Below are 13,856 nucleotides of genomic sequence, written 5' to 3' on the forward strand. Positions count from 1 at the left end.
TTGCTGATGCTGATCACCCTTTGGCTGCGCCTCGGTGCCTTTCTCGGAAAACTTCTGCTTTGGATACTGGGCCTGGCGCTGCTGGGCTGGGCGCTGGCGACTGCGTGGTTTGCCTGGCAGCACAGCGGCGCGGTGTCCGCGGATGAACAGGTTCCGACGGGTGAAGCGGCGATGACCCAGGACATCATCCAGACCGCCGTACGCATCGTGGATCAGCACCGTGAAAACACGCGCTACCTGCGCGACGCCCACGCCAAGGCCCATGGTTGCGTGAAAGCCGAGGTCCAGGTGTTGCCGGATCTGGCAGCGGATTTGCGTCAAGGTGTGTTCAGCGAACCGGGGAAAACCTGGCAAGCCACGGTGCGCCTGTCCAACGGCAACGCCTACCCGCAATTCGACAGCATCCGCGATGCCCGGGGCATGGCGATCAAGTTGCTCGACGTGCCCGGCAAACAATTGCTGGCCGACCAAACGGCGCGCCAGGAGCAGGACTTCGTGATGTTCAGTCATCCGAATTTCTTTGTCAGCGATGTCGCCGAGTACCGTCAGAATGTGGCCGCCCAGGCCGATGGCAAAACGGCGATGGCGTTCTTTCCGGGCTGGGACCCGCGCACGTGGCAGGTTCGCCATTTGTTTATCGCCCTGGCGACGCTCTCTCCCGCTCCCGACAGCCCGACCCAGACGACTTACTTTTCAGTTTCGCCCTACAAATTCGGCGGCGCGAACGCCAAGTTCCGCGTGATGCCGGACCCGGGAAGCTGCCCGGCTTATGTGTTGCCCAAGCAGAATCAGGACCTGCCGAACTTCCTGCGCAGTGCGCTGAATCAACAGTTGTCGACTGACCGGGTGCCGGCGTGTTTCGTCCTGCAGATCCAGCGCCAGGACGCAAACAAGTACATGCCGATCGAGGACACGAGCATTGAGTGGCGTGAAAGTGATGCAGCATTCGAGACGGTGGCGAAGATCAATGTGCCGGCCCAGGATTTCGATACCCCGGCGCTGAATCTGCAATGCGATAACCTGTCGTTCAACCCGTGGTTTGGGCTGGAGGCGCATCGGCCGATTGGGGGGATCAATCGTCTGCGCAAGGCGGTGTATGAAGCGGTCAGCGACTACCGCCACAGCCGCAACGCCGAGCAATAAACGCCAAACCCAGTAACCCTGTGGGAGCGGGCTCGCTCGCGAATGCGGTGTATCAGTCGCCGAAGATGTTGGCTGACACACCACATTCGCGAGCAAGCCCGCTCCCACAGGGGAATCGCGGTAGTGAGTCAAATCCCAGACAGCAAAAAGCCCGCATCAAGCGGGCTTTCTGTGTGGTGACCTGGCGTTCAGCGTTCCAGGTTACCGAATATGGCGCAGCGGACGGGACTCGAACCCGCGACCCCCGGCGTGACAGGCCGGTATTCTAACCGACTGAACTACCGCTGCGCGTAGCGTTGAAAGTGGTGGGTGATGACGGGATCGAACCGCCGACATTCTGCTTGTAAGGCAGACGCTCTCCCAGCTGAGCTAATCACCCTTTACCTTCGTTGCGGGGCGCATTATGCCACAGGTTTTCGTAAAGTGTTGATTTAATTGAATATTTTTTCAATTAAATCTGAAAACCGGTGAAATCACACATCCCGCGGGAACAACAGACAGAAAAAAACCCGCGTTAGCGGGCTTTTCCGTGGTGACCTGGCGTTCAGCATTCCAGGTGACCGAATATGGCGCAGCGGACGGGACTCGAACCCGCGACCCCCGGCGTGACAGGCCGGTATTCTAACCGACTGAACTACCGCTGCGCGTAACACTAAGAACGAATGGTGGGTGATGACGGGATCGAACCGCCGACATTCTGCTTGTAAGGCAGACGCTCTCCCAGCTGAGCTAATCACCCTTCGCTTCGGTGTGGCGCGCATTCTACGGAGGGGTCCAACCTCTGGCAAGCACTTTTTTAATTAATTTTCCGAGGCCTTCCAAAGGCTTAGAGAAGGGTTGGCCTATGGCGCCGCGAAGAGAATAATGCCCCCCTTTGTATAAAGGAGAGACTCGCCCCATGTGGTTCAAAAACCTGCTTATCTATCGCCTGACCCAAGATCTGCCTTTTGATGCCGAGGCGTTGGAAACTGCACTGGCGACCAAACTGGCGCGTCCATGTGCAAGCCAGGAGTTGACCACCTACGGTTTCGTCGCGCCGTTCGGCAAGGGCGAAGATGCCCCGCTGGCGCACGTCAGTGGTGACTTCCTGCTGATCGCCGCCCGTAAAGAAGAACGCATTCTGCCGGGCAGCGTCGTGCGTGACGCGGTCAAGGAAAAGGTCGAAGAGATCGAAGCCGAGCAAATGCGCAAGGTCTATAAAAAGGAACGGGACCAGATCAAGGATGAAATCATCCAGGCCTTCCTGCCCCGCGCCTTTATCCGTCGTTCGTCGACTTTCGCCGCCATCGCGCCGAAACAAGGCCTGATCCTGGTGAACTCGGCCAGCCCGAAACGCGCCGAAGACTTGCTGTCGACTTTGCGTGAAGTCATCGGCTCGCTGCCGGTGCGTCCGCTGACCGTGAAAATGGCCCCGACTGCCACCATGACCGACTGGGTGAAGACCCAGAAAGCCGCAGACGACTTCTTTGTTCTGGACGAGTGCGAACTGCGCGACACCCACGAAGACGGCGGCATCGTGCGCTGCAAGCGTCAGGACCTGACCAGCGAAGAAATCCAGCTGCACCTGAGCACCGGCAAAGTGGTGACTCAGCTGTCCCTGGCGTGGCAGGACAAGTTGTCGTTCATGCTCGACGACAAGATGACCGTCAAGCGCCTGAAGTTCGAAGACTTGCTGCAGGACCAGGCGGAACAGGACGGCGGCGACGAAGCCCTGGGCCAACTGGACGCCAGCTTCACCCTGATGATGCTGACCTTCGGCGACTTCCTGCCGGCGCTGGTTGAAGCGCTGGGTGGCGAAGAGACCCCACAAGGCATCTAAAGCCGTGTGATATCCCCTGTGGGAGCGGGCTTGCTCGCGAAAGCGGTGTGTCAGACGACATAAATGTTGAATGATCAGCCGCCTTCGCGAGCAAGCCCGCTCCCACAGGGGTTCTGTGTGATTTTCAACATCGAATAATAAGGATCAGGCCATGCGCGCACTCGCCGCTTTAAGCCGCTTCGTCGGCAACACCTTCGCCTATTGGGTGCTGATTTTCGCCGTGCTGGCGTTCATGGAGCCTACGTGGTTCGTTGGCCTCAAAGGCGCCATCGTGCCATTGCTGGGGCTGGTGATGTTCGGCATGGGCCTGACCCTCAAACTCGAAGACTTCGCCGAGGTCGCTCGCCATCCGTGGCGCGTGGCACTGGGCGTGGTCGCGCATTTCGTGATCATGCCGGGTATGGCGTGGTTGCTTTGCCAGGCGTTTCACCTGCCGCCGGAAATTGCTGTCGGCGTGATCCTGGTCGGTTGCTGCCCGAGCGGCACGTCGTCCAATGTCATGACGTGGCTGGCCCGCGGCGACCTGGCGCTGTCGGTAGCCATCGCCGCCGTCACCACCCTCCTCGCCCCGCTGCTGACGCCCGCGCTGATCTGGTTGCTGGCCTCGGCCTGGTTGCCGGTGTCGTTCATGGAGTTGTTCTGGTCGATCCTGCAAGTGGTGCTGTTGCCGATCGTGCTCGGCGTGATTGCTCAACGACTGCTCGGCAACAAGGTGCGTCACGCGGTAGAAGTGTTGCCGCTGGTGTCAGTGGTGAGCATCGTGATCATCGTTGCCGCCGTGGTCGCGGCCAGTCAGGCGAAGATTGCCGAGTCCGGCCTGTTGATCATGGCGGTGGTGATGCTGCACAACAGCTTCGGCTACCTGCTGGGTTACTTCACCGGGCGCCTGTTCAAGCTGCCCCTGGCCCAGCGCAAGTCGTTGGCCCTGGAAGTCGGCATGCAGAACTCCGGTTTGGGTGCCGCCCTGGCCAGTGCGCACTTCTCACCTTTGGCGGCGGTGCCGAGCGCGTTGTTCAGTGTGTGGCACAACATTTCCGGGGCGTTGCTCTCGACGTATTTCCGCCGCATGAGCGAGAAAGAAGACCGGGAAACCGCAGCGCGGCAGGCGACCGAGTAAGCGCTCAAACTTGATCCTCGGGTTAATGATGGGCACTCTATGGCCCAACGCGAGGACGACCTCGCGGCTCGATCGAGTCATTAATCTGGGGACGACCCCGTCAATCGATGGAGGTCATTCATGTCCTGGATCATTCTGTTTTTCGCCGGCCTGTTCGAAGTCGGCTGGGCCGTTGGCCTGAAATACACCGACGGCTTCAGCCGCCCTCTCCCCACTGCACTCACCGTCGCCGCCATGGCCATCAGCCTCGGCTTGCTGGGCCTTGCCATGAAGGAATTGCCGCTGGGCACGGCCTATGCGATCTGGACCGGCGTGGGCGCGGTGGGCACGGTGATTGCCGGGATCATTTTGTTTGGTGAGTCCATGGCGCTGTTTCGACTGGCGAGTGTGGCGTTGATTATTGCCGGGTTGGTTGGGCTTAAGGTCAGCGCTTAGGCCTCTACCGCTTTCGCGAGCAAGCCCGCTCCCACAGGGGACCGCGTTCCTCCAGGGGAACTCGGTTAACTGTGGGAGCGGGCTTGCTCGCGAAGAGGCCCTCAATCATCACAACTATCTAACTGTCCCGCGCAACTCCCCCACCAACGCCTGCAACGCTGCCGGCTCAGCCACTTCAACCGCCACCGCCGGCCCCGCCACCAAAGTCACCCGCGACCACAACCGGCGAAACAAGCCCTTGGCCGGATCGCGGCTGAAGAAACTCCCCCACAACCCTTGCAATGCCAGCGGAATCACCGGCACCGGTGTCTCTTCAAGAATCCGCGTCAGCCCTCCCCGGAATTCATTGATCTCACCGTCAGCGGTCAGTTTTCCTTCAGGGAAGATGCACACCAACTCGCCGTCCTTCAGGTACTGGGCAATCCGCTTGAAGGCCTTTTCGTAAATCTGGATGTCTTCCTGGCGCCCGGCGATAGGAATCGTCCCGGCGGTGCGGAAGATAAAGTTCAGCACTGGCAGGTTGTAGATTTTGTAGTACATGACAAAGCGAATCGGCCTACGCACCGCGCCGCCAATCAGCAACGCATCGACGAACGACACGTGGTTGCACACCAGCAACGCCGCGCCTTCGTCGGGAATCAGGTCGAGGTTGCGATGCTCCACGCGGTACATGGAATGGCTGAGCAGCCAGATCATGAAACGCATGCTGAACTCGGGAACGATGCTGAAGATGTAGGCGTTGACGCCGATGTTGAGCAGCGACACCACCAGAAACAACTGCGGGATCGACAGTTTCACCATGCTCAGCAGCACGATGGAGACAATCGCCGACACCACCATAAACAGTGCGTTGAGGATGTTGTTGGCGGCAATCACCCGCGCCCGCTCATTCTCGGCCGTGCGCGACTGAATCAGCGCGTACAGCGGAACGATGTAGAAACCACCGAAAACCCCAAGCCCGAGAATGTCGATCAGTACCAGCCAGGTATGGCCGAAACCCAGGACTTCGATCCAGCCATGGCCGGTCACGCTGTCCGGGATTCCACCGGAATGCCACCACAGCAGCAAGCCAAACACCGTCAGGCCAAACGAGCCGAACGGCACCAGGCCGATCTCGACTTTACGCCCGGAGAGCTTTTCGCAGAGCATCGAACCGAGTGCGATACCCACCGAAAACACGGTGAGGATCAACGTCACCACGGTCTCGTCGCCGTGCATCCATTCCTTGGCATACGCCGGGATCTGCGTCAGGTAAATCGCCCCGACAAACCAGAACCACGAGTTGCCGACAATCGAGCGCGACACCGCTGGGGTCTGCCCCAGGCCCAGTTTCAAGGTGGCCCAGGACTGGGTGAAAATATTCCAGTTCAGGCGCATTTCCGGTGACGCGGCCGCCGCGCGGGGAATGCTGCGGCTGACCAGGTAACCGAGCACCGCCACACCAATAATCGCGGTGGAAACGATGGGCGCGTAATGCCCGGACGACATCATGATCCCGGCGCCAATGGTCCCGGCGAGGATCGCCAGGAACGTGCCCATTTCCACCAGGCCGTTGCCGCCCACCAGTTCGTCTTCACGCAAGGCTTGGGGCAGGATCGAGTATTTCACCGGCCCGAACAGCGCCGAGTGGGTGCCCATGGCGAACAGCGCCACCAGCATCAGCGACAGGTGATCGAACATAAAGCCGACCGCGCCCACCGCCATGATCGCGATTTCCCCAAGCTTGATCAGACGAATCAGCGCGTCCTTGGCGAATTTTTCCCCGAACTGGCCGGCCAGGGCCGAGAACAGAAAAAACGGCAGGATGAACAACAGCGCGCACAGGTTGACCCAGATCGAACGGTCACCGTCGATAGTCAGTTTGTACAGAATGGCGAGGATCAGCGACTGCTTGAAGATGTTGTCGTTGAACGCCCCGAGGGACTGGGTCACGAAGAACGGCAGGAAACGCCGGGTACGAAGCAAGGTGAACTGTGAGGGGTGACTCATCTTCCGTGTTTCCCTGATGTTAGGTAGCTGATGTTAGGTAGAGTGCGGCGTGGATTTTGTTATTGGAATATCGAACGCCGATCCAGGCCACACATTACCTAATCTTTGCAGGTTATTTCTTTAATCCTGCAATGCACGGTGAGACAAACAGCTCGCCACGCCAGGCGCCCTGCACGGTGCGCTTGGCGACGATCAGCCACATCACCGCCAGCAACGCCACCAACACGCAGCCAAAAATACTGAAGAAGGTCAGGTTCAAGGTGCTGGCCAGTTTCAGCGTCGCCAAAGAATAGACGCCCAGCGGGAAGGTGAACCCCCACCAGCCAAGGTTGAACGGAATGCCGGCCCGCAGGTAACGCACGGTGATCAGCACCGCGATCAGCATCCACCACAGCCCGAAGCCCCACAGCGTGATCCCGGCCACCAGCCCCAGCCCGGCGGCGATTTCGCCGATGCCCGGCAAGCCATTGGCGGCGAAGATCGTCGGGGCGTCAGCGCCCAGCAGCAACATGCCCAACGCCCCGGTGCCAATGGGTCCCAGCGCCAGCCAACTCGAAGCGGCCATGTTTTCGTGAGGCAATTTATGCAGGGCCATGCGCAGCAACAGGATGGTCAGAATGCTGAATGCCACCGGCAGGGAAAAAGCCCACAGCACGTAGCTGGTCACCAGCACCACCAGTTGCGAATGGGCCTCGGCCAGATGCGGCGCCAACAGACCACCACTTGCAGCCGCCACTTCTGCCGCGACCACGGGCAACAGCCAGACGGCGGTCATCTGATCGATGCTGTGTTCCTGACGGGTAAACATCATGTACGGGATCAACACTCCGCAGGCCAGGGACATCGCCACATCCAGCCACCACAGCACTTCGGCCACATGAATCACGCCTTCGCCCCAACGCGGCAATCCGAATACCAGGAAGCCGTTGATGATGGTCGCCAGGCCCATGGGAATCGTGCCGAAAAACATCGAAACCGTGGAGTGGCCGAAAATCCGTCGCGCTTCATCGAAGAACAGCACCCAGCGTGCGGCGTACAACCCGGTGAACAACACAAACAGAAAGATGTTGAACAGCCACAAACCCTCCGCGACCCCGTGCAGACCGGGAATCGCGACAGGCAATTGCGCCAGCGCCAAGGCCAGCACGCCAGTGCCCATGGTGGCGGCGAACCAGTTCGGAGTGAATTGGCGAATCGCCTCCAGCGGACGTGGCAGAAGGCTTAAAGGTTTGTAAGCGGGCTTGGCAGTATTGGGGCAAATCATGGCGAACTCCTGTCCTCTGATGAGGTGGAGCCATGGTAGATCCGAATCGAATATCTATATAACGGGTAATATCTCTAACTGTTATCTGTTTTGCAGATATACCGTCAGACGCTTCCTTCCGATTCGATTACTAAAATTCGCGCCACACCGATGGGATGTGCCACATGCGCGGTCCCCACCGACGCATAAAAAATATCGCCGACCTCCAGCAAGGTCTGCTGTTCGGCGCCATTTTCGCGGTAATGCATCTGCACCTGGCCATCGAGCACGACGAACACTTCCTGCCCGTCATTGACGTGCCATTTGTACGGCTGATCGGTCCAGTGCAAACGGGTGGTGATGCCGTTCATGTTGGCGATGTCCAGCGCGCCCCAGGCACGCTCGGCAGTGAAGGATTTGCTGCGGATGATTTTCATGGTCGGCCTGTCGAGTGAATGGCGAAGCCAAGGCTAACTCAAACCGGCGGATCAGCAGCAAGGCTTGATGGGCGCCGCGTTTTTTTATGGCTGGCAGACTTTCAATGAGCGCTGGCGCATCAAGGCCAGCAGCGCACCGACGGCCAGGATGATCAGCACCGCGCCATAGCCATCGGTGGTCGCGATCAGCCCAAACGTACGGGTCAGATTTCCTGCCAACAACGACGGCAGGCAGAACGCCAGGTAACTGAGCGCATAAAACGACGACATCAATCCCGCCCGCTCGTGGGGTAAGGCCAGCGGCACGAGGCTGCGCACGGCACCCAGGAAACCGGCGCCGAAACCGCAACCGGCCACCAGCGTCCCGATGAAAAACAGCGACAGGCTGGCGCTGTGGACGGCGGTCAGGATCAGCACCACGCCGATGGGCAACAGACTGGCGCCCAGACGCAGCACCTTGTCCGCTGGCCGATTGCGTGAGGTGTAGATCATCAATGCACCGGTCACCGTCAATGTCGCGACCGTCGCGCCGCCAATCAGGTTCGAGGTCGAGCCCGTGGCCGTACGCACCAGTGACGGCGCCAACGAAGCGAAGAAACCGCCCAGCGCCCACACGGCGGTGTTGATCGGCAGCACCGACCACAAGGTGCGCCGCGCCTGGACCGGCACGTGCAAGGTCGGGCGCAGCGACGCCCAGGCGCCCGGTTGCGGGCTGACGCTTTCCGGCAAGCGCCAGACGTAAAGCGCCTGCATCACGAAAAGCCCCAGCAATACCCAAAAGGTCAGTTGCAACGGCAGCGGCGCGAACTCGGCCAACAAGCCGCAGCCCATCGCCCCGATGGCCATGCCCAGCAACGGCGCCACGCTATTGATCAGCGGCCCTTGCTGGCGATCGGTATCCAGCAGCGCGGCGCTCAATACAGCGGTGGCCATCCCGGTGGCGAAGCCCTGAAGCACCCGGGCACTGATCAGCCAAGTGACGCTGTCGGCGTTGATAAACAGCAGCATCGCCAGCATGTTCAGCAGGATCGCGGTGAAGATCACCGGTTTGCGCCCGAGGAAATCCGAGAGCGACCCGACGGTCAGCAGCGCCACCAGCAAGCTGAGGGCGTATACGCCGAAAATCAGGGTCAGGGTCGCGGCCGAGAACTGCAACTGCTCCTGATACAAGTGATACAACGGCGTCGGCGCCGTGGAAGCGGCGAGAAAACTGAGTAAAGTGATCGCCAGAAACCACAGGCTTACACGATTTGAGGTAGAACGAGACATGGGCACACTCCGCAAAAGCTAAGTTTTTGCTTTTGCGGAGTGTGCTACTCGTTAGCGCTTAAAGCAAATTCTTTGTGTTAAGGTCCGCCACATGGCAATTAAAGAAGGTTTACGCCCCGGCGGCCGCAGTGCCCGGGTGCAAGAGTCGATTCATTCGGCAGTCCGCGCGCTCCTTGAAGAACAGGAGCGCTCGACCGTGACCGTGCCGCAGATCGCTGCGCGGGCGGGGGTGACGCCGTCGACGATTTATCGGCGCTGGGGGGATTTGTCGGTGTTGCTGGCGGACGTCGCCCTCGCCCGCATGCAACCCGACAGCGAGCCGGCGAACACCGGCAGCCTGCGCGGTGACCTGCGTGCCTGGGCCGAGCAGTATCTGGATGAGATGAGCTCAGAGCTTGGGCGCAACCTGTTGCGCGATGTGCAATGCAGCTCTACCCCGGGCTTTTGCGCGGCGATCATCGGCGGGCAGTTGCAGACCATTCTGGATCGCTATCCCAACCAGTCGCTGCCGAGTGTGGATCGGCTGATCAACCTGATCGTCGCACCGACGGTGTTTCGCATCGTGTTTTCCGCGGCGCCGCTGGAGGTTGAGGAGTTGCATCGGTTGATTGAGATTGCGTTGAGTCATTAAGGCCGCCATTCGCGAGCAAGCCCGCTCCCACAGGGGATCGCATTTCTTCAGGGAAACTCAGTCGACTGTGGGAGCGGGCTTGCTCGCGAAGAGGCCCGCCCAAACCCCCACGATCTACCTGACACAAAACCCTGCGACACCCCGCCACGCCTCGACCTTGGTCGACACTGACTAACGCGGACGGTCGTGCGAGACTGTCTGACCGGGCCTGAACCCCGGATGTCTTTTGCCGGGAGTTTCCATGTCGCTGTCCAGCGGGCTGATCGCCGCCGTTGCCCTGGCCTATATGGCCATCATGTTCGCCATCGCCTTCTACGGCGACCGTCGCAGCGCGCCGTTGCCGCCGCGGGTGCGTGCCTGGGTCTACAGCCTGTCGCTGGCCGTCTACTGCACAAGCTGGACATTCTTTGGCGCCGTAGGCCAAGCCGCCGAACAGCTCTGGTCGTTTCTGCCGATCTACCTTGGGCCGATCCTGCTGTTGGTGTGCGCGCCGTGGGTCCTGCAAAAAATGGTGATGATCAGCAAGCAGGAGAACATCACCTCCATCGCCGACTTTATCGCTGCGCGCTACGGCAAATCGCAATCGCTGGCGGTAGTGGTGGCGCTGATCTGCCTGGTCGGCGTGTTGCCCTACATCGCCTTGCAGCTCAAGGGCATCGTCCTCGGCGTGAATCTGCTGATCGGCGCCGGGGCCGATGCCATGGGCGTGCGTGCCCAGGACACGGCGCTGATCGTGTCCCTGGTGCTGGCGCTGTTCACCATCGTTTTCGGCACGCGCAACCTCGATGCCACCGAACACCATCGCGGCATGGTGCTGGCGATTGCCTTCGAATCATTGGTCAAGCTGTTCGCCTTTCTCGCCGTCGGCGCCTTCGTGACCTTTGGCCTGTACGACGGTTTCGACGACCTGTTCAACCAGGCCATGCTCGCCCCGCGCCTTGAAGAGTATTGGAAAGAAACCATCAACTGGCCGTCGATGGTGGTGCAGACCGGCGTCGCGATGATGGCGATCATCTGCCTGCCCCGGCAGTTCCACGTCACGGTGGTGGAGAACATCGAGCCCCAGGATTTGCGCCTGGCCAAGTGGGTGTTCCCGGCTTATCTGGCATTGGCCGCATTGTTTGTCGTCCCGATCGCGTTGGCCGGTCAGATGTTGCTGCCCAGTTCAGTGTTGCCGGATTCCTTCGTGATCAGCCTGCCCCTGGCCCAGGCCCACCCGGCGCTGGCGTTGCTGGCGTTTATCGGTGGCGCGTCGGCGGCGACCGGCATGGTGATCGTGGCCAGTGTGGCGCTGTCGACCATGGTGTCCAACGACATGTTGCTGCCGTGGCTGCTGCGCAGAAACAACGCCGAGCGCCCGTTCGAAGTGTTCCGCCAGTGGATGTTGTCGGTGCGACGGGTCAGCATCGTGGTGATTTTGCTGCTGGCCTACGTCAGTTACCGCCTGCTCGGCTCCACCGCGAGCCTGGCGACCATCGGCCAGATCGCCTTCGCCGCCGTCACCCAACTGGCCCCGGCCATGCTCGGCGCGCTGTATTGGAAACAGGCCAACCGTCGCGGCGTATTCGCCGGTCTCGCCGCCGGGACGTTCCTGTGGTTCTACACCTTGATCCTGCCGATTGCCGCCCACAGCCTCGGCCTGTCCCTGAGCAGTTTTCCGGGGCTGGCCTGGTTGCACAGCAACCCGCTGAACCTGCCGCTCACGCCGCTGACCCAAGGGGTGGTGTTGTCCCTGGCGGCCAACTTCACGCTGTTTGCCTGGGTCTCAGTGCTGTCGCGCACGCGGGTGTCCGAGCACTGGCAGGCAGGACGTTTCATTGGTCAGGAAATCAGCGCCCGGCCCAGCGCCCGCTCGATGCTCGCGGTACAAATCGACGATTTGCTGCAACTGGCCGCACGGTTTGTCGGTGAAGAGCGCGCCCGGCAAAGTTTTATCCGTTTCGCCTACCGCCAGGGCAAAGGCTTCAACCCGAACCAGAACGCCGACGGTGAATGGATCGCCCACACCGAACGCTTGCTGGCCGGTGTCCTCGGCGCTTCTTCGACCCGGGCCGTGGTAAAAGCCGCCATCGAAGGGCGGGAAATGCAGCTGGAGGACGTCGTTCGCATCGCCGACGAAGCGTCGGAAGTGTTGCAGTTCAACCGCGCCCTGTTGCAAGGAGCGATCGAGAACATCACCCAGGGCATCAGCGTGGTCGACCAGTCGTTGAAACTGGTGGCCTGGAACCGCCGATACCTGGAACTGTTCAACTACCCGGACGGCTTGATCAGCGTCGGCCGGCCGATTGCCGACATCATTCGCTACAACGCCGAACGCGGGCTGTGCGGCCCCGGCGAAGCGGAAGTCCACGTCGCCCGACGCCTGCACTGGATGCGTCAGGGCCGTGCCCACACCTCTGAACGACTGTTCCCCAATGGTCGTGTGATCGAGTTGATCGGCAATCCGATGCCCGGCGGCGGCTTCGTCATGAGCTTCACCGACATCACCGCGTTCCGCGAAGCCGAGCAGGCGTTGACCGAGGCTAACGAAGGCCTGGAGCAACGGGTCACCGCACGGACACACGAACTCTCGCAACTCAACGTCGCCCTGACCGAAGCCAAAGGCACCGCCGAGTCGGCCAACCAGTCGAAAACCCGGTTCCTGGCGGCGGTCAGCCATGACTTGATGCAGCCGCTGAACGCCGCGCGGCTGTTCTCCGCCGCCCTTACCCATCAGGACGATGGCTTGTCCAGCGAAGCGCAAAAGCTGATTCATCACCTCGACACTTCGTTGCGTTCAGCCGAGGACTTGATCAGCGATTTGCTGGACATTTCCCGCCTGGAAAACGGCAAGATCAACCCCGATCCCAAGCCGTTCGTGCTCAATGAGTTGTTCGATATCCTCGGTGCCGAGTTCAAGGCCCTGGCCCAGGAACAAGGGCTGAAATTCCGCCTGCGGGGCAGCACGTTGCGGGTCAACAGCGACATCAAGTTGCTGCGACGGATCCTGCAAAACTTCCTGACCAACGCCTTCCGTTACGCCAAAGGCCCGGTGCTGCTCGGGGTTCGGCGGCGCGGGGGCGAGTTGTGCCTGGAAGTCTGGGACCGTGGGCCGGGGATTCCCGAAGACAAGCAGCAGGTGATTTTTGAAGAGTTCAAACGCCTCGACAGCCACCAGACCCGCGCCGAGAAAGGCCTGGGGCTGGGCCTGGCGATTGCCGATGGTTTGTGCCAGGTGCTCGGTCACACGTTGCGCGTGCGCTCCTGGCCGGGTCGCGGCAGCGTATTCAGCGTCAGCGTGCCGCTTGCCCGGGCGCAGACCGTGGTGCCGAACACCGTGGTCGAACTCAATGGCAAATTGCCGACTGGCGCGCAGGTGCTGTGCGTCGACAACGAAGACAGCATTTTGATTGGCATGAACAGCTTGTTGACCCGCTGGGGCTGCCAAGTCTTGACCGCGCGTAATCGTGAAGAGTGTGCGGCGCTACTCGCTGATGGGATGCGGCCGCAATTGGCGCTGGTGGACTACCACCTGGACGAAGGCGAAACCGGCACTGATCTGATGGCGTGGCTGCGCACGCGATTGGGCGAGCCGGTGCCGGGGGTGGTGATCAGCGCCGATGGGCGGCCGGAGACAGTGGCCCGGGTGCATGCGGCGGGGTTGGATTATTTGGCCAAACCGGTGAAACCGGCGGCGCTGCGGGCGTTATTGAGTCGGCATTTGCCGTTATAGCACCGATCGTTCCCACGCTCCGCGTGGGAATGCCGCCATGGACGCTCCGCGTCCGCTTCTG

10 protein-coding genes and 4 tRNA genes are annotated in these 13,856 nt (G+C 60.8%); 6 read left to right on the plus strand and 8 right to left on the minus strand.

The window, feature by feature from the left end; all coding sequences use genetic code 11:
• Positions 1-6 precede the first annotated feature (6 nt).
• Positions 7-1,143, plus strand: a complete 1,137-nt coding sequence (locus BK665_RS23840) for a catalase family protein (protein WP_123409054.1) — start codon at positions 7-9, stop codon at positions 1,141-1,143.
• 211 nt (positions 1,144-1,354) lie between these two features.
• Here the strand turns inward: BK665_RS23840 and BK665_RS23845 are convergent.
• The 4 genes from BK665_RS23845 to BK665_RS23860 all read right to left on the minus strand — a co-directional run bounded on the left by BK665_RS23845 (position 1,355) and on the right by BK665_RS23860 (position 1,882).
• A tRNA-Asp gene (locus tag BK665_RS23845) sits at positions 1,355-1,431 on the minus strand.
• A 15-nt stretch (positions 1,432-1,446) separates the two neighbouring features.
• Positions 1,447-1,522: transfer RNA gene (locus BK665_RS23850), tRNA-Val, on the minus strand.
• Positions 1,523-1,710: 188 nt separating this feature from the next.
• Positions 1,711-1,787, minus strand: a tRNA-Asp gene (locus tag BK665_RS23855).
• Between the two features lie 19 nt (positions 1,788-1,806).
• Positions 1,807-1,882, minus strand: a tRNA-Val gene (locus BK665_RS23860).
• A 159-nt stretch (positions 1,883-2,041) separates the two neighbouring features.
• Between BK665_RS23860 and rdgC the strand changes: the two genes are divergently transcribed.
• The 3 genes from rdgC to sugE all read left to right on the plus strand — a co-directional run bounded on the left by rdgC (position 2,042) and on the right by sugE (position 4,514).
• Positions 2,042-2,962: a recombination-associated protein RdgC gene (rdgC, locus tag BK665_RS23865; protein WP_123409055.1), complete on the plus strand. Its 921-nt coding sequence runs from the start codon at positions 2,042-2,044 to the stop codon at positions 2,960-2,962.
• 151 nt (positions 2,963-3,113) lie between these two features.
• A complete protein-coding gene (locus tag BK665_RS23870; RefSeq protein ID WP_123409056.1) occupies positions 3,114-4,079 on the plus strand; it encodes a bile acid:sodium symporter family protein in 966 nt (321 codons plus the stop codon).
• A 120-nt stretch (positions 4,080-4,199) separates the two neighbouring features.
• Entirely contained in the window at positions 4,200-4,514 is a 315-nt protein-coding gene (sugE, locus tag BK665_RS23875; RefSeq protein ID WP_027922462.1) for a quaternary ammonium compound efflux SMR transporter SugE, read from the plus strand.
• Positions 4,515-4,628: 114 nt separating this feature from the next.
• On the opposite strand, the gene BK665_RS23880 is transcribed toward sugE, so the two are convergent.
• The 4 genes from BK665_RS23880 to BK665_RS23895 all read right to left on the minus strand — a co-directional run bounded on the left by BK665_RS23880 (position 4,629) and on the right by BK665_RS23895 (position 9,452).
• Entirely contained in the window at positions 4,629-6,503 is a 1,875-nt protein-coding gene (locus BK665_RS23880) for an MFS transporter (RefSeq protein WP_123409057.1), read from the minus strand.
• A 112-nt stretch (positions 6,504-6,615) separates the two neighbouring features.
• Complete coding sequence (locus tag BK665_RS23885) at positions 6,616-7,767, minus strand: TDT family transporter (protein ID WP_123409058.1); 1,152 nt, start codon at positions 7,765-7,767, stop codon at positions 6,616-6,618.
• 104 nt (positions 7,768-7,871) lie between these two features.
• Positions 7,872-8,183 carry a cupin domain-containing protein gene (locus BK665_RS23890; RefSeq protein WP_123409059.1) on the minus strand — a complete coding sequence of 104 codons (312 nt, stop codon included), beginning with the start codon at positions 8,181-8,183 and terminating at the stop codon, positions 7,872-7,874.
• A gap of 84 nt (positions 8,184-8,267) precedes the next feature.
• The gene (locus BK665_RS23895) at positions 8,268-9,452 is read right to left on the minus strand and encodes an MFS transporter (RefSeq protein ID WP_123409060.1); all 1,185 of its coding nucleotides are present in this window, start codon (positions 9,450-9,452) and stop codon (positions 8,268-8,270) included.
• 91 nt (positions 9,453-9,543) lie between these two features.
• On the opposite strand from BK665_RS23895, the gene BK665_RS23900 reads away from it, so the two are divergent.
• Both BK665_RS23900 and BK665_RS23905 read left to right on the plus strand, forming a co-directional pair.
• Positions 9,544-10,083: a TetR/AcrR family transcriptional regulator gene (locus tag BK665_RS23900; protein WP_123409061.1), complete on the plus strand. Its 540-nt coding sequence runs from the start codon at positions 9,544-9,546 to the stop codon at positions 10,081-10,083.
• Between the two features lie 241 nt (positions 10,084-10,324).
• Positions 10,325-13,795 (plus strand): hybrid sensor histidine kinase/response regulator, encoded by a 3,471-nt coding sequence (locus BK665_RS23905; RefSeq protein WP_123409062.1) that lies wholly within the window; start codon positions 10,325-10,327, stop codon positions 13,793-13,795.
• Positions 13,796-13,856 lie beyond the last annotated feature (61 nt).

Origin of the sequence: Pseudomonas frederiksbergensis (assembly GCF_003732665.1) — a bacterium.
GTDB lineage: Bacteria > Pseudomonadota > Gammaproteobacteria > Pseudomonadales > Pseudomonadaceae > Aquipseudomonas > Aquipseudomonas frederiksbergensis_G.